Annotated in this window: 18 protein-coding genes and 1 pseudogene; 7 read left to right on the top strand and 12 right to left on the bottom strand. The window is 66.3% G+C overall.

What is annotated here, in order from left to right:
• Positions 1-9: 9 nt before the first annotated feature.
• The 6 genes from F624_RS0108615 to sucC all read right to left on the bottom strand — a co-directional run bounded on the left by F624_RS0108615 (position 10) and on the right by sucC (position 7193).
• The gene (locus tag F624_RS0108615; protein WP_019573888.1) at positions 10-2298 is read right to left on the bottom strand and encodes a CHASE2 domain-containing protein; all 2289 of its coding nucleotides are present in this window, start codon (positions 2296-2298) and stop codon (positions 10-12) included.
• Positions 2299-2318: 20 nt separating this feature from the next.
• Positions 2319-2990 (bottom strand): FHA domain-containing protein, encoded by a 672-nt coding sequence (locus F624_RS0108610; protein WP_019573887.1) that lies wholly within the window; start codon positions 2988-2990, stop codon positions 2319-2321.
• 76 nt (positions 2991-3066) lie between these two features.
• Positions 3067-3852: a Stp1/IreP family PP2C-type Ser/Thr phosphatase gene (locus tag F624_RS0108605; protein ID WP_019573886.1), complete on the bottom strand. Its 786-nt coding sequence runs from the start codon at positions 3850-3852 to the stop codon at positions 3067-3069.
• Between the two features lie 443 nt (positions 3853-4295).
• Positions 4296-4985 carry a TerC family protein gene (locus F624_RS0108600; protein WP_019573885.1) on the bottom strand — a complete coding sequence of 230 codons (690 nt, stop codon included), beginning with the start codon at positions 4983-4985 and terminating at the stop codon, positions 4296-4298.
• Positions 4986-5120: 135 nt separating this feature from the next.
• On the bottom strand, positions 5121-6017 hold the full coding sequence (sucD, locus tag F624_RS0108595) for a succinate--CoA ligase subunit alpha (protein WP_019573884.1): 897 nt from the start codon (positions 6015-6017) through the stop codon (positions 5121-5123).
• A 15-nt stretch (positions 6018-6032) separates the two neighbouring features.
• Positions 6033-7193, bottom strand: coding sequence for an ADP-forming succinate--CoA ligase subunit beta (gene sucC, locus F624_RS0108590; RefSeq protein WP_019573883.1), 1161 nt, complete (start codon positions 7191-7193; stop codon positions 6033-6035).
• Between the two features lie 156 nt (positions 7194-7349).
• Between sucC and argC the strand changes: the two genes are divergently transcribed.
• Positions 7350-8285 (top strand): N-acetyl-gamma-glutamyl-phosphate reductase, encoded by a 936-nt coding sequence (argC, locus tag F624_RS0108585; RefSeq protein WP_019573882.1) that lies wholly within the window; start codon positions 7350-7352, stop codon positions 8283-8285.
• Positions 8286-8357: 72 nt separating this feature from the next.
• Here argC and recX read toward each other — a convergent pair whose 3' ends face one another.
• The gene (recX, locus tag F624_RS0108580) at positions 8358-8846 is read right to left on the bottom strand and encodes a recombination regulator RecX (protein WP_019573881.1); all 489 of its coding nucleotides are present in this window, start codon (positions 8844-8846) and stop codon (positions 8358-8360) included.
• Positions 8847-8903: 57 nt separating this feature from the next.
• Positions 8904-9971 carry a recombinase RecA gene (recA, locus tag F624_RS0108575; RefSeq protein ID WP_019573880.1) on the bottom strand — a complete coding sequence of 356 codons (1068 nt, stop codon included), beginning with the start codon at positions 9969-9971 and terminating at the stop codon, positions 8904-8906.
• A 147-nt stretch (positions 9972-10118) separates the two neighbouring features.
• On the opposite strand from recA, the gene F624_RS0108570 reads away from it, so the two are divergent.
• The 3 genes from F624_RS0108570 to F624_RS0108560 all read left to right on the top strand — a co-directional run bounded on the left by F624_RS0108570 (position 10119) and on the right by F624_RS0108560 (position 12836).
• Positions 10119-10598 carry a MarR family winged helix-turn-helix transcriptional regulator gene (locus F624_RS0108570; protein ID WP_019573879.1) on the top strand — a complete coding sequence of 160 codons (480 nt, stop codon included), beginning with the start codon at positions 10119-10121 and terminating at the stop codon, positions 10596-10598.
• A gap of 99 nt (positions 10599-10697) precedes the next feature.
• A complete protein-coding gene (locus tag F624_RS0108565) occupies positions 10698-11372 on the top strand; it encodes a response regulator (protein WP_027474739.1) in 675 nt (224 codons plus the stop codon).
• A 9-nt stretch (positions 11373-11381) separates the two neighbouring features.
• Positions 11382-12836, top strand: a complete 1455-nt coding sequence (locus tag F624_RS0108560; protein WP_019573877.1) for a sensor histidine kinase — start codon at positions 11382-11384, stop codon at positions 12834-12836.
• A gap of 44 nt (positions 12837-12880) precedes the next feature.
• Here F624_RS0108560 and F624_RS0108555 read toward each other — a convergent pair whose 3' ends face one another.
• The 3 genes from F624_RS0108555 to F624_RS0108545 are packed head-to-tail and all read right to left on the bottom strand — an operon-like array spanning position 12881 to position 14994.
• Entirely contained in the window at positions 12881-13534 is a 654-nt protein-coding gene (locus tag F624_RS0108555) for a hypothetical protein (protein ID WP_019573876.1), read from the bottom strand.
• A 40-nt stretch (positions 13535-13574) separates the two neighbouring features.
• Entirely contained in the window at positions 13575-14411 is an 837-nt protein-coding gene (locus F624_RS0108550) for a biotin--[acetyl-CoA-carboxylase] ligase (RefSeq protein WP_019573875.1), read from the bottom strand.
• Positions 14412-14421: 10 nt separating this feature from the next.
• Positions 14422-14994 carry an SET domain-containing protein gene (locus F624_RS0108545; RefSeq protein ID WP_043425688.1) on the bottom strand — a complete coding sequence of 191 codons (573 nt, stop codon included), beginning with the start codon at positions 14992-14994 and terminating at the stop codon, positions 14422-14424.
• 143 nt (positions 14995-15137) lie between these two features.
• Between F624_RS0108545 and F624_RS0108540 the strand changes: the two genes are divergently transcribed.
• Complete coding sequence (locus F624_RS0108540) at positions 15138-18059, top strand: DNA topoisomerase III (RefSeq protein ID WP_019573873.1); 2922 nt, start codon at positions 15138-15140, stop codon at positions 18057-18059.
• 197 nt (positions 18060-18256) lie between these two features.
• Here F624_RS0108540 and F624_RS0108535 read toward each other — a convergent pair whose 3' ends face one another.
• Complete coding sequence (locus F624_RS0108535; RefSeq protein ID WP_019573872.1) at positions 18257-18907, bottom strand: TetR/AcrR family transcriptional regulator; 651 nt, start codon at positions 18905-18907, stop codon at positions 18257-18259.
• Between the two features lie 110 nt (positions 18908-19017).
• Here F624_RS0108535 and F624_RS32360 point away from each other — a divergent pair.
• Both F624_RS32360 and F624_RS0108525 read left to right on the top strand, forming a co-directional pair.
• Positions 19018-20654 (top strand): annotated as a pseudogene (locus F624_RS32360) (acyl-CoA dehydrogenase family protein).
• Positions 20655-20749: 95 nt separating this feature from the next.
• A complete protein-coding gene (locus tag F624_RS0108525; protein ID WP_019573870.1) occupies positions 20750-21769 on the top strand; it encodes a tripartite tricarboxylate transporter substrate binding protein in 1020 nt (339 codons plus the stop codon).
• Positions 21770-21785 lie beyond the last annotated feature (16 nt).

Raw genomic sequence — 21785 nt, 5'->3', positions numbered from 1 at the left:
CAAACATCCCTACTTGATGTCAAAGACCGTCACGCCATCCCAGTCGTCGGGAGGGGGTGTCTGCTGGTAGTGCAACAAACGCTCGCCATATATCTGACAAACCGTTACCAACGACTTCATTTTCCGCAACTCTTTCAGCATCTGGCCACAGACAGCCCAATTTTTTGCGCGGTAGTTCGCCAAAAATTCCGCCCATTGGGCCAACTCGTCCTGAAGGAGGCGCCCTGAGACCTCACTCGCGGGCACAGGGTGGGGCGTGTGGATCAGTACAGGCTCCCCCTTGCCCTTGACGCGCACACAATCCAGCGTCTGCCACAGGGCCTCACGGTCGGCTTGCCGTCGGGTGGCATCCCCAGCAATCACCGAGACACCATAGAGCCTGGACAGGCCCTCCAGGCGCGAAGCCAGGTTGACCGCGTCACCGATCACGGTGTAGCTGCGGCGCAGGTCCGATCCCATGTCACCCACCCGCATCAACCCGGTGTTGAGGCCGATGCCGACGCTCACGCTGGGCAGGCCCTGAGCCAGCCGCTCCTGATTGAAACGCTCCACCTCGGCCACCATGTCCTGCGCGGCACGCACTGCCAACGCAGCGTGGTTGGGCAGGGTCACCGGCGCACCCCAAAACGCCATGACGCAATCCCCGATGTACTTGTCGATGGTGCCTTGATGACGCCGGATGCAGACCGTGAGTCGGCTGAACAACTGATTGAGCAAGGCCTGCACAGCCTCGGGCTCCAACCCTTCGGAGAGTTGAGTGAAGCCCCGCATGTCGCAGAACATGACGGTGAGCTCGCGGCTGGCGGCACGCATGCTGTATTGGTCAGGTGCCTGCAACATCTGATCGACCAGTTCCGGGGGCACATAGGTGCCAAAGACGCTGGCCAGGCGGCGCTTGGCACGGCTCTCCACCAAGTAGCCGTAGCTCATGTTGACGCCGAAGGTCAGCAAGATCAGCAACAGGGCGCTGGCCAGGGGCAACACCAGCCCGTGCGCGCTGTAGAGGGCAAAGTTGAGACCACTGACCAGCAGCAGACTGGCCAGGCTGGTCCACATCGCGGCAGCCGCACTGAGCCCGGGCAGCAGCAAGGCCAAGGTCAAGCCCACGGTAGCGAGCACCAGCACCTCGTACCCGGCGGCGTAATCGGGACGCACCAGCAGATGCCGGTCCAGCAAGCCGCTGATCAGATTGGCGTGGGATTCCACCCCGGGGTAGATCTGCCCCACGGGCGTGGCCCGCAAATCCAGCAGCCCCGGCGACGTGGAGCCCACCAGTACGATGCGGCCCTGAAGATCCTCACGCGAGGCATTGGCCTGCAGCACATCGATCGCCGAAACATAGCGGTAGGAGCCCCCCCCCGGCCCACCCCGCCCGCGAAAGGGCACCAGGGCGGTCCCTGATGGATCCAAGGGAACGCGCTCTGTGCCGGTGGCACCCTGCAATTGCAAGGCCTCCAGCACCGGAACCGATGAATCCCCACCGGGCGATTGCGCCCAGACCGGACCGCTCACCTGCAGGTCGCGCGCAACACGGTACAAGGCCAGGGCCAGTGACTCAAAGTACTGCCCATCATGCCGGGACAGCAGCGGCAGGGAGCGGACCACACCATCCTCATCGGTGACCGAGTTGAAAAAGCCGGCGCGCGGGGCCGCTCGCGCCAACTCGGGCAGGCTGGCACCGTAGCCGTCCCAGTCCAGCACCTGCAGGCCTTCCGAGGGCACCTGCGCCGCATTCAGGACGGGTGCTGGCAACTCGCCTTTGCGTCGTCCATCGCGATCGCTCGAAAAGTAATAGCCCAACACCACCGGGCGGCCCTGCAGCGCCTGTGCAAAGCGCCGGTCGTAATTCAAGCTGGGGGTGAGGTGGTCCAGTTGCTGCCGAAAGCCCTGGTTGTCCTGCAGCGGGCCGCTGGCCAAGGCCTGCAGAGAGGCCAGCCCGGAGCTGGTGTCCGACTCGGAGAACAGCACGTCAAATCCCAGTGCGGCAATCCCGTAATGCTGGAACAAACGGTCAGCCAGCAAGGCCAGTTGATCGCGCCCCCAGGGCCAATGCCCCAGTTGGGCCAGGCTTTTCTCGTCGATGTCGACAATCACCACCCGCTCGTCCAAAGTGGCCGGCATGGTCAGGCGCAGGCGGACGTCGTAGATCTGGTCGTCCAGCCGATTCACCAGGGTCAGCGGAACGGCTCCCAGCACATGGGCCAGCAGCAGCACGGCCGGCACCAGCATGACGCCGCGACGCCAGAAGTGCCGAATGCGCAAGCGGCGCAGGGTTGCCGCCACGGCAGGCCAGACCATGCGGGCCGCCCTGAAAACGCTCAAACCTGGAAGAACTGCATCTGTGTGCCTGCCAGCTCCAGCACGTCGCCACTTTTCAAGGTGACGGGCTCGGCGCTGACAGGGTTCCCATTGAGGGTCGGGAACGTACCGCCTTCCACATGGGCCAACACAAAACCATGCGGGCGACGGGTGATGGCGGCCACCGCCACCCCAGGCTTGCCGATGGTGGTGACCACCTTGGTCAGGCTGACCTCACGGCCAGCCGCGGAGCCCGACAGCACCTTGATCGAACCCGCCAGGGATTCGCCGGCCTGCATGGGTGTCGACTGGTAGCTGCCCATCGCCGCGGGCACTGTGGAAAGAGATTCGGAGATCGACACCGGCGGCTTCACCACCATCGTCTTGTCGTATTCGCTGGATTCCAACTCGGCGATGAAGCGAATCTTGTATTTGCCCACTTCGATGGTGTCGCCGCTCTGCAGTTGCTGCTTTTTGACGGCCTTGCCATTCACATAGGTCCCGTTGGTACTGTTGAGATCTTCCAGCGTGACCACGTGTCCCGCCATCTGCAGCACGGCATGCTCACCGCTGACGGCCAGATTGTCGATGACGATATCGTTGTAAGGCCTCCGGCCCAGGGTGGTGCGCTCCTTGGTCAGCTGCACTTCCTTGATGACGACCCCATCGATCGATACGATCATCTTGGGCATGTTCGGTACTCCTGAAAACCTGGCTTGTTATGGATCGGTGGTATTCGCACCTCGGCGAATCGGCGAGTTGGCAGCGCTAGCCGCCCCAAAGGCGTGACAGAAGCCTTTTCTTGGACGAGGCGTCCCCCGCTCGGACCAGCAATACGCTGATATTATCGCGCCCCCCATGGTGATTGGCGATCTTGATCATGCGCGTTGCTTTCTGGGTCAATGCCTCGGGCGCATTCAACAATTCGGCGATCTCGGACGCACCGATCATGTCCGACAAGCCATCCGAGCACAGCAGGTAAAGATCGCCGTTCTCGACCCGACATTCGCTGACCTCCAGAATGGCGGCGTCCTCCACCCCCATGGCACGGGTGACCAAGTTGCGATTGATGGACACCGCGGCTTGCTCTGGCGTGATCAGCCCGGCGTCGACCTGCTCCTGCAGCAACGAGTGGTCCTTGGTGAGCTGTGCCAGTTCGCCATCGCGCAGGCGATAGCAGCGCGAGTCGCCGATGTGGCCCAGCATCAGGCGTGCGTCCTGAAACACCCCCATGACCAGCGTTGTGCCCATGCCCGAGTACTGTGGATTGCTGTGGGCCGCATTGAAGATGGCCCGGTTGGCGTTGTCCACACAGATTTCCATCGCCCGCTGGATTTCCTTGGCGTTGGCATGGCGCCCGGCCTGGGACAGCCAGCGTGACAACTCGGTGCGGATGAAGGTAGTGGCCATGCCGCTGGCCACCTCGCCAGCGTTGTAGCCGCCCATGCCATCGGCCAGCACAGCCAGACAGGTCGACTCGTCAAATGTGACGGAATCCTCGTTGTTGGCACGGGCCAGACCAGGGTCCGTGAAGGCACAAAACTCGTATTTCATGGTTCAAAAACTGGATTCGGCTCAAGGAACCCAGGACAACCGCGGCAGCTCCGCCAGCCTCTCGCAGCCCACGCCAAGGCATGGACAACCCCCTCGACAGCGGAGGCACAAGGCACACAGCGCCCTGCAGCGGGAGCACCGGCGTCAACCTTGAACCACTTCGTCGATCACCCCCAGCGCAGCGCGACCGCGTGCGCAGCACACCTCGTCACGGCACACGCAGGCCCACCCGATGAGGCCTTCATGACCTCGCCAAGACAGACCACGCAGCAGGGTGATTTGTTGACTTATTTACACAAATAAACTGATCGACACACTATCAGAGCCCCTAAGGCGGAGCAAGCCGGCTGCAGCAGAAAAAGACAACGGGGCCAGCGCGTGAGCGCTGGCCCCGTTGTTCAATCGCAGCCCGGCTGGAATGCCGGGCCCCTCAGCAAGTGCTCTCAGGCGGCCTTGTGGGCCGCGGCGGCGCGGGCCTGCAGCACCTTGCCCACCAGCACCACCAACACGGCACCTGCCGTGGCAGCTGCGTAGTGCAGCCAGGGGTTGGCGTGTGCAAAGTCAGCCAGGAAGACATCGCTGGCGATTGTTTCACCGCCCACCCAGCCAATCAGTGCGGCACCCAGCATCACGATGATCGGGAAGCGTTCCATCAGCTTGATCATCAGCGTACTGCCAAAGATCACCAGGGGAATGCTGATGCCCAGGCCCAGGATCAGCAGCAGATCGCTGCCCTTGGCAGCGGCGGCCACGGCGATCACGTTGTCCAGGCTCATCACCAGGTCAGCGATCAGGATGGTGCGCACAGCGGCCATCATGTTGCCCGACGACTTGGCTTCGCCTTCTTCCTCTTCTTCTTCGCTGAGCAGTTGGACACCGATCCACAGCAGCAGCAAACCGCCAACCACCTGCAGGAACGGCAGGCCCAGCAGCTTGGCAGCCACAAAGGTCAGCACGATGCGCAACACCACGGCAGCGCCGGAGCCGAACAAAATGGCCTTGCGTTGCAGTTCGGGGGGCAGCGAGCGGGCCGCCAAAGCGATCACCACCGCGTTGTCACCGGACAAGATGATGTTGATCCAGACAATCTTGATCAGACCGATCCAGAAGTCCGGGCTTTGCAGCATTTCCATGCAGTTTCTCCTGTGTTTTGAATGCAAGAAGCGCCCGAAACCTGCGTTTCGAGCGCTTCTGTTGAGTGTGAGGCCGCAGTTTAACGGCCCCTTGCACAATGGCCGTCCGTAATATTGCTTACGGACGCCGCTGGCTTACTTGAGCTGAGCTTTCAGCAGCTTGCCCAGTTCGGACGGGTTGCGCGTCACGACGAAGCCGCACTCTTCCATGATGGCGAGCTTGGCATCGGCGGTGTCAGCACCACCCGAGATCAGGGCACCGGCGTGGCCCATGCGCTTGCCGGGAGGCGCGGTCACGCCAGCGATGAAGCCGACCACCGGCTTCTTCATGTTTTCCTTGCACCAGCGAGCAGCGTCGGCTTCATCGGGGCCGCCGATTTCACCGATCATGATCACGGCGTCGGTGTCCGGATCGTCGTTGAACGCCTTCATCACGTCGATGTGCTTCAGGCCGTTGATGGGGTCGCCACCAATGCCCACGGCGCTCGACTGGCCCAGACCGACTTCGGTCAGCATGGCCACGGCTTCATAGGTCAGGGTGCCCGAACGCGAGACCACGCCGATGCGGCCCTTGCGGTGGATGTGACCCGGCATGATGCCGATCTTGATTTCGTCAGGGGTGATCAGGCCAGGGCAGTTGGGGCCCAGCAGCAGGGTGCGCTTGCCACCGGCGGCTTCCTTGGCCTTCATCTTGTTGCGCACTTCCAGCATGTCACGGACGGGGATGCCTTCGGTGATGCAGATGGCCAGGTCCAGGTCGGCTTCAACAGCTTCCCAGATGGCGGCAGCGGCGCCTGCGGGCGGCACGTAGATCACCGACACGGTGGCGCCGGTCTCAGATGCGGCTTCCTTGACGGAGGCGTAGATCGGGATGTTGAAGATCGACTCGCCGGCCTTCTTCGGGTTCACGCCTGCCACGAAGGCGTTCTTGCCGTTCGCGTATTCCTGGCACTTTTCGGTGTGGAACTGGCCAGTCTTGCCCGTGATGCCCTGGGTGATGACCTTGGTGTCTTTGTTGATGTAGATCGACATGTGTGTTCTCCGGGCTTACTTGACGGCAGCCACGATCTTGGTCGCAGCTTCGGCCATGGTGTCGGCGGCAATGATCGGCAGGCCGGATTCGGCCAGCAGCTTCTTGCCCAGCTCTTCGTTGGTGCCCTTCATGCGCACCACCAGCGGCACGGACAGGTTCACAGCCTTGCAGGCGGTGATCACGCCGTTGGCGATGGTGTCGCACTTCATGATGCCGCCGAAGATGTTGACCAGAATGCCCTTGACCTTTTCGTTCTTGAGCATGATCTTGAAGGCTTCGGTCACCTTCTCGGCCGTGGCGCCGCCGCCGACGTCCAGGAAGTTGGCCGGCTCGCCGCCGAACAGCTTGATGGTGTCCATGGTGGCCATGGCCAGACCGGCACCGTTCACCAGGCAACCGATGTTGCCGTCCAGGCTGATGTAGGCCAGATCGAACTTGGAAGCCTCGACTTCAGCCGGATCTTCTTCGTCCAGATCGCGGTAGGCCACGATTTCCGGGTGACGGAACAGGGCATTGGCGTCGAAGTTGAACTTGGCGTCCAGGGCGATCAGGTTGTTCTTGCTGTCGCGGTTCAGCGGGTTGATTTCAACCAGCGAAGCGTCGGTGTCCATGTAGCACTTGAACAGCTTCTGGAAGATGTCCACGGCCTGGGCGGTCGACTCGGCGGGCAGGCCGATGCCGTTGGCGATGCGGGTGGCTTGCTCGGCATCCAGACCGGTCAGCGGGTCGATGAATTCGGTGATGATCTTCTCGGGCGTGGAGTGAGCCACTTCCTCGATGTCCATGCCGCCTTCGCTGGAGGCAATGAAGGCCAGCTTCTGCGTGGCGCGATCGGTCACGATCGAGACGTAGTATTCCTTCTGGATGTCGGCGCCGTCTTCGATGTACAGACGACGGACCTTCTGGCCTTCAGGGCCGGTCTGGTGGGTCTTGAGCTGCATGCCCAGGATCTCGCCAGCCAGGCGCTTCACGTCATCGATGGACTTGGCCACCTTGACGCCGCCGCCCTTGCCGCGGCCGCCCGCGTGGATCTGGGCCTTGACGACCCAAACCGGGCCGCCCAGTTTCTGGGCAGCTTCCACCGCCTCTTGAACCGTGAATGCAGGGATGCCACGGGGGACGGGCACACCAAACTGACGCAAGATTTCCTTGCCTTGGTACTCGTGAATCTTCATGAGGTCTCTCTCAGGAATGGATGATTTTCACCCGGCGACCTCGCAAAAGCTGGCGTCGGGCAGTGGACACAGCAACCTCGAAATGTATCATGCTGCCCTGCACAAACCTTGTGCGTAACTTACGTGGTTACCACATCACTCAGTCAGGAAGACACCATGGCCTTGGTTTTTATTGACGGCGAAGCAGGCACCACCGGCCTGCAAATCCGGGAGCGGCTGCAACACATGCCTGCCATCGAACTGGTGAGCATCGCCCCCGAGCGGCGCAAAGACCCGGCCGCCAAGCGCGAGCTGCTGGCCGGTGTCGACCTGGTCATTCTGTGCCTGCACGACGACGCCGCCCGCGAGACCGTGGCCCTGGTCGACGAGCTCGAGCGCAGCACCGGCCGCCCCGGCCCCAAGATCATCGATGCCTCGACCGCCCACCGCGTGAGCCCGGGCTGGGTCTATGGCTTTCCCGAGCTGGCCCCGGGCCAGAAAGAGGCCGTGCGCCAGGCCCGCCGCGTGGCCAACCCGGGCTGCTACGCCACCGGCGCCATCGCCTTGCTGCGCCCCCTGATCGATGCCGGCCTGCTGCCCAAGGACCACCCGGTGGCCCTGCCCTCGGTGAGCGGCTACTCGGGTGGCGGACGCACCATGATCGAAGCCTACGAGAAGGGCGAAGCCCCCTTGTACGAAGCCTATGCGCTGGGCCTGCAGCACAAGCACATCCCCGAGATCATGGCCTGCACCGGCCTGACACGCCGCCCCTTGTTCGTCCCCGCCGTGGCCAACTTCCGCCAGGGCATGCTGGTGCAGCTGCCCCTGCACCTGGACACGCTGCCGGGGGCCCCCAAGGCGGCCGACCTGCATGACGCCCTCGCCCGCCACTACGCGGCCAGCGCGGCCGACGGCGGCTGGGTCAGCGTGCTGCCCGCCACTGAAGACGGCAAGCTCGATGCCCTGGCCCTGAACGACACCAACAAGCTGGAGCTGCGCGTGTTCGGCAACGATGCCTTCCATCACGCCGTGCTGATCGCCCGCCTGGACAACCTGGGCAAGGGCGCCAGCGGGGCCGCCGTGCAGAACCTGCAGTTGATGCTGGGCCTCTGAGCCGGCCAGCCCCAACGCAGAAAAGGCCCCTCGGGGCCTTTCTTCATGTTGGGGTCTTGTCGGCTGCGGCGATCAATCCAGGTCGGGCTCATCGCTGCACATCGACTCGTCTTCCTCGGCGCCCCGGCCCGACAGCACCTGGCGCACCACCTCGGACGAAAAACCCCGCGCCATCAGAAAACGGGTTTGCCGGGCCCGCTCAGAGGCCTCGGCCGGCAGGTGATCAAAACGCTTGCCCCACACGGCCCGGGCCCGCGCCAGCTCGGTGTCGCGCAAGCCGGCCAGCGCCTGCTGCACCGCCTCGCCCTGCAGGCCCTTGGCCTGCAACTCCTGGCGCAGCCGCCCCGCACCCAGGCGCGAGGCCCGGCGGTACAGCAGCGACTCGATCACGCGCTGCTCGTCGATGAAGCCACGGGCCTGCAACTCGTCCAGGGCCTGGGCCAGTTCGCCGGGCACCTCTTCGTGGGGGGCCAGCTTGCGCTCCAGCTCGGCGCGCGAATGCTCGCGCATGGCCAGATAGCGCAGGGCCCGCCCCTTGAGCGAGATCTTTTCAAACGACATCGGCACTCAGCCGGCCCGGGGCACCCACCCAACGGCGGGCCCCAGGGCCAGGCCTGTTCACTCGGCGTCGGCAGCGGCCGCCGGGCTGGTCAGCACCGGGGGCAGCAGGGCGATGCCCAGGCTCTCACGCACCTTGTTCTCGATCTCGCGGGCCAGGTCGGGGTTTTCGCGCAGGAACTCACGGGCGTTGTCGCGGCCCTGGCCGATCTTTTCGCCGTTGTAGGCGTACCAGGCACCCGACTTCTCGATGATCTTGGCGGTCACGCCCATGTCGATGATCTCGCCATGGCGGCTGATGCCCTCGCCGAACAGGATGTCGAACTCGGCCGTCTTGAACGGGGGCGAAACCTTGTTCTTCACCACCTTCACCTTGGTCTCGTTGCCGATCGACTCTTCACCCTTCTTGATGGTGCCGGTGCGACGGATGTCCAGGCGCACCGAAGCGTAGAACTTCAGCGCATTGCCGCCCGTGGTGGTTTCGGGCGAGCCGAACATCACGCCGATCTTCATGCGGATCTGGTTGATGAAGATGACCATGCAGTTGGTCTTCTTGATGGTCGAGGTCAGCTTGCGCAGCGCCTGGCTCATCAGACGGGCCTGCAGGCCAGGCAGGGAGTCGCCCATTTCGCCTTCGATTTCGGCCTTGGGGGTGAGAGCGGCCACCGAGTCAATCACGATCAGGTCCACCGCGCCGGAGCGCACCAGGCTGTCGACGATCTCCAGGGCCTGCTCGCCGGTGTCGGGCTGGCTGATCAGCAGCTCCTGCAGGTTCACACCCAGCTTCTGGGCGTACTGGATGTCCAGGGCGTGCTCGGCGTCGACGAAGGCGCAGGTGCCGCCTTGCTTTTGCATCTCGGCCACCACCTGCAGGGTCAGCGTGGTCTTGCCCGAGGATTCAGGGCCGTAGATCTCGACCACCCGGCCGCGCGGCAGGCCGCCCACGCCCAGGGCCACGTCCAGGCCCAGCGAGCCGGTGGAGATCACCTGGATGTCTTCGATCGCCTCGCCCTCGCCCAGGCGCATGATCGTGCCTTTGCCGAACTGCTTTTCGATCTGCGCCAGCGCGGCCTGCAAGGCCTTGGCTTTTTCGGGATTGGCGGCGTTGCCTTTGACGGGTGCGTCCATGGAGAGCTCCTGAAGAGGGTGGAATGATCGGTCGGGTCAGTCACTGTGATTGATCACAGGCTGGATGCTTGAACAGCAGTTTAAACAAGGTCTTCTGAAAAATTTCATGTTTTTTAGTCAGTTTGCCTGACTATTAAAATCCCCCCCATGCTTGCCCCGCCACCCGCCGCCGACGCCTGGCGCCTGACCCACCTGGGCCGGCTGATGGGCCACGCCTTGCGCCGCTTCGATGAGCGCGTGCTGACCCTGATGGCGCACGACCTGGAGGTGCCCCTGGCCCTGTCCAACCTGGCGGCCCGCGGCCAGGTGAGCGCGGCCCACATCCACATCACCCGCCACCTGGGCCTGGACGGCTCGCGCCTGACCGACCTGGCCGCCAGCGCCGGCATGAGCAAACAGGCCATGGGCGACCTGGTGGTCCAGTGCGAGGCCTGGGGCCTGGTGCGGCGCGAAGCCGACCCGCAGGACGCGCGGGCGCGGCGCATCTGCTTCACCGACACCGGCCTGGCCTGGCTGCAGGCCTTCCGGCGCGCCGTGACCCAGGCCGAGGCCGAATTCCGTGCTGCCGTCGGCAACGAGGTGGCCACCGTGGTGGCCCTGGGGCTGGAGGCCTACGCTGGCAGTTGAGGGGGGTTTGTCTGAGGACAAGCTGGCCGCTCATCCGGCCTAGAATTTGGGGTGAACGGCCATGCCGAGCCGAACGCCGCCCGCACCCCAGGAGACCCCATGAGAATTCTGATTGCCGAAGACGACCAGGTGCTGGCCGATGGCCTGCTGCGCACGCTGCGCGCTTCGGGCGCCGCCGTGGACCACGTGGCCAGCGGCGCCGAGGCCGATGCGGCACTGATGACCAACAACGAGTTCGATCTGCTGATCCTCGACCTGGGCCTGCCCCGCATGCACGGGCTGGAGGTGCTCAAGCGCCTGCGCAGCCGCGGCTCGGCCCTGCCGGTGCTGATCCTGACCGCGGCCGACAGCGTTGAAGAGCGCGTCAAGGGCCTGGACTACGGCGCCGACGACTACATGGCCAAGCCCTTCTCGCTGCAAGAGCTGGAAGCCCGCGTGCGGGCCCTGACGCGGCGCGGCATGGGCGGCACCAGCAGCACCATCAAACATGGCCCGCTGATCTACGACCAGGCCGGGCGCGTGGCCACCATCGACGGCAAGATGGTCGAGCTGTCGGCGCGCGAGCTGGGCCTGCTCGAGGTGCTGCTGCAACGCGCCGGCCGCCTGGTCAGCAAGGACCAGCTGGTGGAGCGCCTGTGCGAATGGGGCGAAGAGGTGAGCAACAACGCCATCGAGGTCTACATCCACCGCCTGCGCAAGAAGATCGAGCGCGGCCCGATCCGCATCGCCACGGTGCGCGGCCTGGGCTATTGCCTTGAAAAAATCCCTGGCTAGGCCCACCCCTTGAAAATCTTCCAGCGTGAGCAGCGGTCGCTGTTTGGCGAGATCCTCGACTGGATGCTCACGCCCCTGCTGCTGCTGTGGCCGGTCAGCCTGGCCCTGACCTGGCTGGTGGCGCAGGGCATCGCCAACAAGCCCTTCGACCGGGCGCTGGACTACAACGTGCAGACGCTGGCCCAGCTGATCACGGTGCACGACAACCGCGCCAGCTTCAACCTGCCCCTGCCTGCCAGCGAGCTGCTGCGTGCCGACGACTCCGACATGGTGTACTACCAGGTCATGGGCACGCGGGGCGAGTTCCTGTCGGGCGAGGCGGCCCTGCCGCTGCCCGCTGAAGAAGACAAGCAGGTGATCGGCGTGGTGCGCCTGCGCGACGACGAGCTCAAGGGCCTGGAAGTGCGTGTGGCCTACATCTGGGTGCGCCTGCCGATCGAGAACGCCGAGCCGGCCCTGGTGCAGGTGGCCGAGACCCGCGAGAAGCGCTCGGTGCTGGCCACCGAGATCATCAAGGGCGTGATGCTGCCTCAGTTCGTCATCCTGCCGCTGGCGGTGCTGCTGGTGTGGCTGGCCCTGGCCCGCGGCATCAAACCGCTGTCGCAGCTGGAAGAACGCATCCGCGCCCGCGACCCCGACGACCTCAGCCCGCTCGATGACAAGGCGGTGCCGGTCGAGGTGGCGCCCCTGGTGTCATCCGTGAACGACCTGCTGACCCGGCTCAACGACTCGATCGCCACGCAAAAGCGCTTTCTGGCCGACGCCGCGCACCAACTCAAGACCCCGCTGGCGGGCCTTCGCATGCAGGCCGACCTGGCCCAGCGCGAAGGCACCAGCACCGACGAGCTCAAGCAGTCGCTCAAGCAGATCGGGCGCTCCAGCATCCGCGCCACCCACACCGTCAACCAACTGCTGTCGCTGGCCCGGGCCGAGAACAGCGGCGCCGCCCTGACACGCCAGCCCTGCGACCTGGCCCGGCTGACCATGGAGGTGGTGCGCGACTCGGTGCCCCGCGCCATGGAAAAACGCATCGACCTGGGCTACGACGGCGCCCACCCCGGTGCCGCCGGCGTGCAACTGATGGGCAACCCCACCCTGCTCAAGGAGCTGGTGCGCAACCTGGTGGACAACGCCATCAACTACACCCCCAGCAGCGACAGCCGCCCCGGCGTGGTGACGGCCCGCGTGCTAGCCGACCCCTTCAGCCGGGCCCTGCTGCTGCAGGTGGAGGATTCGGGCCCCGGCATCCCAGAGGCCGAGCGCGAGCTGGTGTTCCAACCCTTCTACCGCGCCCTGGGCACCGATGCCGACGGCTCGGGCCTGGGCCTGCCCATCGTGCTGGAGATCGCGCGCCAGCACGACGCCAGCATCACGCTGACAGACGCACGGCCCGGCGAACAGCCGCCCGGGGCACGCTTCACGGTGCGATTTGTGTCGAACTGCCCTGAAGGCCTGCCCACCTGAGCCTGTGCCGCCCGGCCTCAACAGGTTCAACAGGTTCAACAGGTTCAACAGGGCCTGAGGCTCTTGCCGCCCAGGCTGTCGCGCAGCGGCTCCAGTTTGCTGCGCAGGGCCTCGCCCACCGCCGGCAGCTTGAGGGCGTAGGCCTTGCTGTCGGGGCGCTCCTGCACCACCTTGGCCGTGCGCACACCGCGCTGCGACAAGGCCGCCAACTCGTCATTGGCCGCGCCCTGGGTGCCGAAGCTGCCCAGCGACAGACCGGGCTCCAGGGCCGGGTTGGTCAGGGGCTCGAACGGGATGCGGCGCGCCCGCAGCTCAGCCTTCTTGCGGTTGAGCAGGTCGGTGTCGCCATAACGGCCCATGTAGATGATCCAGCGCCCCGGCACGGTGATGGTGTCCAGGCTCCATTGCCCGGCCGCCAGCGACTGCGTGGCGGCCTCGCGCACCGCAGAAGCCAGCTTTTCATCCAGGGGGCCTGCCGTCAGGCACTCGGTGACGCTGGCCGCGGCGGCCTCGGCCGCCAGGCGCTTGGTCTCGTCGGCCGTCATCAGCGTCAGCGCCTCGGGCTTGATCTGCTGGGCCAGGTGCTGGGGCTCGGACGGGTTCACCGGGGCCAGGCCCAGCGGGGCCAGATGCCCCTGCGTCCACAGAAAATACGCGCCATTGACCAGCAGCAGCAAGACGACGAGCAGACGAAGCATGGGCAGGTGTGAAACAAGGGCGGTGGGTTGAGACCAGGCCTCAGGAGCCCGGTGGCGACACAGGCACCGGCCGCACACTCACCTCGGAGCTGTGGATGGCCTGGGTGCCCTGTGCAGTATGCACGAGCAAGGCCCCCCCGGCATCCACCCCGGCGGCCACGCCCTCCAGGCCATCGCTGGTGCGCACCGGCCGGCCCAGCAACACATCACGGGCCAGAAAGCGGGGCAGCAGCGGGGCAAAGCCGCTGCCGGCAAAGCCCAGCACCATGGCCGCCAGCGGCGGGATGACCCGCAGCAGGGCCTCGGGCGCGCTGGCCTGGGGCTGCCAGTCACGCAGCGCGGCCAGCGGGGTCGAGGTGCCCTCGATGGGGCGCTGCAGCACATTGATGCCGATGCCGATCACCACATAGCGCGACACGGGCGGCTGGCCCGGCAGTGCGGCACCGCCACCCGCCGTCTCGATCAGAATGCCGGCCAGCTTGCAGTCGTGGCGCCACAGGTCGTTCGGCCACTTGAGCCCCAAGCCCGCCCGTGCGTCGGGGTCGAGCGACTCCGCCACGCTCAGGCCCACGGCCAGCGACAAGCCCGACCAGTCGACCGGCGCCAAGGGCAGGCCCAGCGAAAACATCAGCGAGGGCAGCTCACCCGCCTCGGGTGCACCGCCGTCCTGCCAGACCCGGCCCATGCGGCCACGGCCGGCCGTCTGGCGCTCGGCCACCAGCAGCACCGGTTCATGGCGGCCGGCCCGGGCGCGGCGCATCAGCTCGGTGTTGGTGGAATCGATCTCGGGCAGCACCTCAACCGAGAAGCCAGGCAGCAAGGGCTCCACGGCCTCCCAGACGGCCTCGGCCGGCCAGCGCACAGGGTTCAAAGCCATGCGATCCCCCTCAGGCCGCCCGACGCCGCGCCTGCGAAGGCGCCTTGGCGGTCTTGGCTGTCTTGGCTGTCTTGGCGGTCTTGAGCTGGCTGGGCGTCTTGGGCGTGGCCGGGCGGCGCTTGGGCGCCAGCAGGGTGCCGCGGCACTGGGCCGCACCGCACCAGCAGGGGTACTCGGCCTTGAGCTTGGGCGTGTAGCGCTCTTCGATGATCAGGCCGTAGTCATAGTTGAGCTCTTCCCCGGCGCGGATGTTGCGCAGGGCGCGGATGAAGATGCGGCCGTCTTCCTCATCGGCGATGCAGTTGGGGTCGCAGCTGTGGTTGATCCAGCGCGAGGAGTTGCCGCCGTTGAGCGCGTCGATCACGCGGTCGGCGTCGACGTGAAAATAAAAGGTGTGGTTCGGGTCGCTCGGGTCGTGCGGGTGGCGGTCTTGCGCCTCCTGCCAGGTGATCACCTCGCCCACGTACTCGATCAGGGTTTCGCCCTCGGCGATGTCTTGCAGGGCAAACACGCCTCGGCCATGAACCCCCGAGCGGCGGGTCTGGAGGCGGCGACCGGAAATCGAGGGGGCTTTTGCGGACATGACCAAAAACTCTGTTAACTTGGAAAGAGCACCTGCGCGTGCGTACACACAGGTGCGTGTGTGCGTGCATGCGCGCGAAACCCGGATTGTAGGAGGCTGGCAGACCAGCTTCGGGCCGGACCTTGAAAAGGGAAGACGCTGAAATGACAAAGACTCTGGTGATTGCTGAAAAACCGTCGGTGGCACAGGACATCGTGCGGGCGCTCACCCCCAGCACAGGCAAATTCGAGAAGTTCGACGATCACTTCGAAAACGAAGGTTTCGTGGTGACCAGCGCCGTGGGCCACCTGGTCGAGATCCAGGCCCCCGAGCAGTTCGACGTCAAGCGCGGCAAGTGGAGCTTCGCCAACCTGCCGGTGATTCCGCCCTTCTTCGACCTGAAGCCGGTCGACAAGACCAAGAGCCGCCTGAACGCCGTGGTCAAGCTGGCCAAGCGCAAGGACGTCAGCGCCCTCATCAACGCCTGTGACGCGGGCCGCGAGGGTGAGCTGATCTTCCGCCTGATCGAGCAGTACGCCGGCGGCCAGAAGGGCGGCCAGTACCAAGCCCTGGGCAAGCCCGTCAAGCGCCTGTGGCTGCAGTCGATGACGCCCCAGGCCATCCGCGACGGCTTTGACAAGCTGCGCAGCGACAGCCAGATGGCCGGCCTGGCCAGCGCCGCCCGCAGCCGCTCCGAGGCCGACTGGCTGGTGGGCATCAACGGCACCCGGGCCATGACGGCCTTCAACTCACGCGATGGCGGCTTCTTCCTGACCACCGTGGGCCGGGTGCAGACCCCCACGCTGGCCGTGGTGGTCGAGCGCGAAGAGCAAATCCGCAAGTTCATCAGCCGCGACTACTGGGAAATCCACGCCAGCTTCGGCGCCGCCGCAGGCGAGTACCCGGGCAAGTGGTTCAACCCGGCCTGGAAGAAAGACCCCGAAGACGCCGAAAAGCGCGCCGATCGCGTCTGGAGCGCGCAGGAAGCCCTGGCGATCGCCAACGCCGTGCGCGGCAAGCCGGCCACCGTCACCGAGGAGAGCAAGCCCACCACCCAGGCCTCGCCCTTGCTGTTCGACCTGACCTCGCTGCAGCGCGAGGCCAACGGCAAGTTCGGCTTCAGCGCCAAGACCACGCTGGCCCTGGCGCAAAGCCTGTACGAGCGCCACAAGGCCCTGACCTACCCGCGTACCGACTCGCGCGCCCTGCCCGAAGACTACCTGCCGGTGGCCCGCCAGACCTTCGAGATGCTGGCCGACAGCGGTATGCGCCACCTGGCCCCACACGCCCTCACGGCGCTCAACAACGGCTACATCAAGCCCAGCAAGCGCATCTTCGACAACAGCAAGGTCAGTGATCACTTTGCCATCATCCCCACGCTGCAGGCGCCCAGCGGCCTGAGCGAAGCCGAGCAGAAGCTGTACGACCTGGTGGTGCGCCGCTTCATGGCGGTGTTCTTCCCGAGTGCCGAATACCAGGTCACCACCCGCGTGAGCCAGGTGCTGGAGCACCACTTCAAGACCGAAGGCAAGGTGCTGGTCAAGCCCGGCTGGCTGGCCATCTACGGCAAGGAGGCCGCCGCCGAAGTGGCCGACGCCAAGGAAGGCGACAAGGGCCAGAACCTGGTGCCCGTGGCCCCGGGCGAGAAGCCGCTGGCCGAAAGCGCCGAGGCCAAGGGCCTGAAGACCCGCCCGCCGGCACGCTACTCCGAAGCCACGCTGCTGGGCGCCATGGAAGGCGCCGGCAAGATGGTCGAGGACGACGAACTGCGCGAAGCCATGCAGGAAAAAGGCCTGGGCACGCCAGCCACGCGCGCCGCCATCATCGAAGGCCTGATCCTCGAAAAATACATGCTGCGCGAGGGCCGCGAGCTGATCCCCACGGCCAAGGCCTTCCAGCTCATGACGCTGCTGCGCGGCCTGGGGGTTGAAGAACTGTCGCGCCCCGAGCTGACCGGCGAGTGGGAGTACAAGCTCTCGCAGATGGAAAAAGGCCTGCTCAGCCGCGAAGAGTTCATGCAGCAGATCGCGGCCATGACCGAGCACATCGTCAAGAAGGCCAAGGAATACGACCGCGACACCGTGCCCGGCGACTACGCCACCCTGGGCGCGCCCTGCCCCAACTGCGGCGGCGTGGTGAAAGAGAACTACCGCCGCTACAGCTGCACCGGCGCCGACGGCCACAGCGAGGGCTGCGGCTTCTCGTTCACCAAGTCGCCGGCCGGCCGCACCTTCGAGCCTGACGAGGCCGAGGCCTTCTTGCGCGACAAGCACATCGGCCCGCTGGAGGGCTTCCGCTCCAAGGCCGGCTGGCCCTTCGTGGCCCAGATGGCGCTCAAGTTCAGCGAAGACGACAAGAACTGGAAGCTCGAGTTCGACTTCGGCGACGACAAGGACGGCGAAGAGACCGGCGAGCTGCAAGACCTGTCGGGCCAGGAATCCCTGGGCCCCTGCCCCAAGTGCGGGGCACCGGTGGTCGAGCACGGTGCCAACTATGTGTGCAGCAAATCGGTGCCCACGGCCGAGCAGCCCACCCCAAGCTGCGACTTCAAGAGCGGCAAGATCATCCTGCAGCAGCCGGTGGAGCGCGATCAGATGCACAAGCTGCTGAGCACCGGCAAGACCGACCTGCTCGACAAGTTCGTCAGCATGCGCACGCGCCGCAGCTTCAAGGCCTTCCTGGCCTGGGACGCCACGGCCAGCAAGGTGAACTTCGAGTTCGAGCCGCGCGAGAGCAAATTCCCGCCGCGCAAGACCGCGGGGGCCGCCGCCAAGGCCGCCCCGGCCAAGAAGGCAGCCGCCAAAAAGGCCACGACCAAGGCCGCCACCAAGACCCCGCGCAAGGCCACGCCGGGCAGCGGGCTCACGCCCAGCGCCGCCCTGGCCGCCGTGATCGGGGGCGAGGCCGTGGCGCGCACCGAGGTCATCAAGAAGGTGTGGGACTACGTGAAAGCCAACGGCCTGCAGGACGCGACCAACAAGCGCGCCATCAACGCCGACGCCAAGCTGCTGCCGGTGTTCGGCAAGGCGCAGATCACGATGTTTGAGCTGGCGGGCATCGTCGGGAAGCATCTGACCGCGAATTGACTCCCCCCTGAGTCGCCTTCGGCGCCTTCCCCCTCCGGGGACGACACCAGCGGCCTGGCAAAGCCAGCTCCACGGTGTCTGCTGGCATGGCCTGCTCCGCGGCCTTTTGATCGTTGCGGGCGCGCCAGTTTCAAGGGACTGAGCATGTAGCCTGAAACCTGGATGCTTTTCACCCAAGTGACACGACAGGCGCTTTTTCAAGCTCTGGGCAGGGCCAGCGTCAGATAGCCCAGCAGGGCCTGGGTGGCTTGTTGCTCCAGCGTGTCCAGGTCGGGCGGGGTGGGGTGGGCCAGGTGGGCGTGGGCGACCAGACCGTAGAGGATGGTCTGGCAGACCCGGGCCGTGGCGGGGGCCTGGGCCCGCGCGGTCTCGGGCAGGTCGCCTGCGGCCTCGATCACCTGCACCCAGCCGTCGACAAAGCGCTGGTACATCTTGCGATACGCCTCCACGCCCGACAGGTGCCGCTCCAGCAGGTAGTGGGCGCTCCATTCGGCCGGCTGGGCCCGGTGGGCCGCCAGCTGTGAGGTCAGCACGGCCTGCACCAGCTCGGCCAGGGGGCGGCCGCGCCGGGTCTCCACGGCCTGCTGCAGGGCCGTCAGCAGCTCCTTGGAGCGCAGGTGCAGGCAGACCCGCGCCAGGTCTTCCTTGCTGGCAAAGTATTCGTAGAAGCTGCCCAGGCTGGTGCCGGCCAGGCCGGTGATTGCGCGGATGCTGATGCGGGGGTAGTCGCTCTCCACCAAAAGCTGAACAAAGGCCTGCTGCAAGGCCTGCGCCGTGAGGCGCGCGCGCGACTGGCTGGGCCGCCGTCGCTGGGGCTTGGTGGGGGTTGGGGGGCGGGGCAAGGTCATGCAGGCAAATCCGGACACCCTGCGGGCCAGGGCTTCATAGAATTTTCGAGGGGCTGGGCGCGCCATTTTGACGGCCCAGTGACCGCCCGGCGAACCCCCAGGAGACACACATGATCGGCCACCACCCTGACAACCAGGTCCCGGAACTCAAGGACTACAACCTGTACGCCAGCGACCCCGTGCTGCGCCGCTCGGTGCAGCGCGGCGGCGCCGCCTGGCGCGAGCCCGAGCTGCTGCGCCAGGGGCCGAGTACGGCAGCGAGCCCGTGCTGCGCGCGGCCGAAGACGCCAACCTGTACCCGCCCGAGCTGCGCACCCACTCGGCCACCGGCCAGCGCATCGACTTCGTGAAGTTCCACCCCGCCTGGCACACGGTGATGGCGATCGCGCGGCGCAACGGCAATGCCAATCTGCCCTACACCGACACCCGCCCCACGGCCTGGACGGCCTACGGCGCCTCGATGTTCATGCACAGCCAGATCGAGTCGGGCTCGGGCTGCCCCACCACCATGACCAAGGCCTGCATCCCGGTGATCGCGCTTAACGCGCCGCTGTACGCCGAGCTGGCCCCCAAGCTGCTGTCGCTGGAGCACGACCCGCGCGACCTCCCGCTGGCGCAAAAGAGCTCGATCACGGTCGGCATGGGCATGACCGAGAAACAGGGCGGTAGCGATGTGCGCACCAACACCACGCGCGCCGTGCCGGTGGGCAGCGGCCCCTGGGGCGAAGAATTTTTGCTGACCGGGCACAAATGGTTCTTCTCGGCCCCGATGTGCGACGGCCACCTGGTGCTGGCCAAGACCGACGAGCACGGGTCCTCGTGCTTTTTCGTGCCGCGCTGGCGGCCCGACGGCAGCAAGAACCCCATCCACATCCAGCGCCTCAAGTCCAAGGTGGGCAACCGCTCCAACTCCAGCAGCGAGGTCGAATTCAAAGAGGCCTGGGGCGTGCTGGTAGGCGCCGAGGGGCGGGGCATCCGCACCATCATCGAGATGGCCAACTACACGCGACTGGACTGCGCCTTGTCCAGCGCGGGCTACATCCGCCAAGGCCTGGCGCAGGCCCTGCACTACACGCGCAACCGCTTTGTGTTCGGGCGCTACCTGGTCGACCAGCCGGCCATGACCACGCTGCTGGCCGACATGGCCCTGGAGGCCGAGGCCGCCACCGTGCTGGCCATGGACCTGGCGGCGCACTTCGGCTCGACCACGCCACAGGACGTGGCCTGGCGCCGCCTGATGACCCCGGCGGCCAAGTTCTGGAACTGCAAGCGCGCCGTGGGCTTTTGCGGCGAGGCCATGGAGGTGTTCGGCGGCAACGGCTATGTGGAAGACGGCGCCATCGGCCGCCTGTTCCGCGAGGCCCCGGTGAACTCGATCTGGGAGGGCTCGGGCAACGTGATGTGCCTGGACGTGCTGCGTGCCATTGCCCATGCGCCCGACGACGCCCACGGCGTGCTCGACCTGCTGCAGGACATCGCCTCGCAAGAGCCGGAGCTGCTGCGCCAGGTGCACCTGCTGCGCAGCGCCCTGATGCTGCCGCCCGAGGCCCTGGAGGCCCAGGCCCGGCGCTTCACCCAGCGCCTGGCGCTGACGGCCCAGGCCTGCCTGATGCTGCAGCAGGCCAGCCCGCTGGCCTCGGGGGCCTTCATCGCCAGCCGCTTCGACCCCGACTGGGGCCCGGTGAGCGGCATCACGGCCGGCACCGCCCAGGCGGCGGAATTGGTGCGCGCCGCCACCGAGGGCTGATCAAGCCGGGGACGCCGGTCGGCGCAGGAGGGCACAATCGCCCCAGCACTGCCGGCCCCCTTCGAACCGGCAGGCCCCTGACTGGAGACCGACCCATGCCCGCCTGCCCCTGGACCCCATACCGCCCCCAACGACCCCGACGCCTGCTCGGCCTCGCCCTGTTGGGCGGCCTGCTGCTGAACCTGGGCGGCCAGGCCGTGGCCGCAGGCTGGCCCAGCGAGCGCCCCATCAAGCTGGTGGTGCCGTTCCCGCCCGGCCAGGCCACCGACCTGTTTGCCCGCGCCCTGGCCGAGCCGCTGTCCCAGCGCCTGGGCCAGAGCGTGGTGGTCGAGAACAAGGCCGGCGCCGGCAGCAACATCGGCAGCGAGTTCGTGGCCCGCTCGGCCCCGGATGGTTACACCCTGCTGGTGGCGGGCAGCGCCATGGCCGTGAACCAGACGCTGTACAAAAAGGTCAATTTCGACCCTGCCAAGGATCTGGTGGGCATCTCGCTGATCGCCAAGGTGCCCCTGATCTTCCTGGCCACCCCCTCCTCAGGCATCACCAGCCTGCGCCAGCTGGTGCAGCAGGCCAAGGCTGCACCGGGCCAGCTCAGCTACGCCAGCGCCGGCATCGGCGGCACGCAGCACCTGTCGGGCGAGATGCTCAAGGCCCAGGCCGGCGTGTTCATCACCCACATCCCCTACCGCGGCAGTGGCCCGGCCCAGGCCGACTTTCTGGGCGCCCAGGTGCCGCTGATGGTCGACTCGGTGACGGCCGCGCTGCCGCACATCCAGACGCACAAGGCGGTGCCGCTGGCCGTGACCTCGGCCACGCGTTCGTCTCAACTGCCCGAGGTGCCCACGGTGCGCGAAGGCGGGCTGCCCGCCCTGAAGAACTTCGAGGCCGTGGGCTGGCTGGGCCTGATGGCGCCACGCGGCACCCCGCCCGAGGTGCTGCAGCGCCTGAACACTGAAGTGGTGGCCCTGCTGAAGTCTGAGAAGCTGGCCGCCTTCATCCGGGAGCGGGGCTCCGAGCCCAGCCCGGGCACGGGGGCCGAGTTCGACCGCTTCATTGCCAGCGAAATTGTGAAATGGGGCGCCGTGGTCAAGACCTCCGGCGCCAGCGCTGAATGAATGTGGCCCCCACGCT

This window comes from Curvibacter lanceolatus ATCC 14669 (assembly GCF_000381265.1).
Classification (GTDB): domain Bacteria; phylum Pseudomonadota; class Gammaproteobacteria; order Burkholderiales; family Burkholderiaceae_C; genus Curvibacter; species Curvibacter lanceolatus.
Note: the sequence above shows the minus strand (reverse complement) of the source record. Positions and strands in the feature narration are given on the sequence as shown.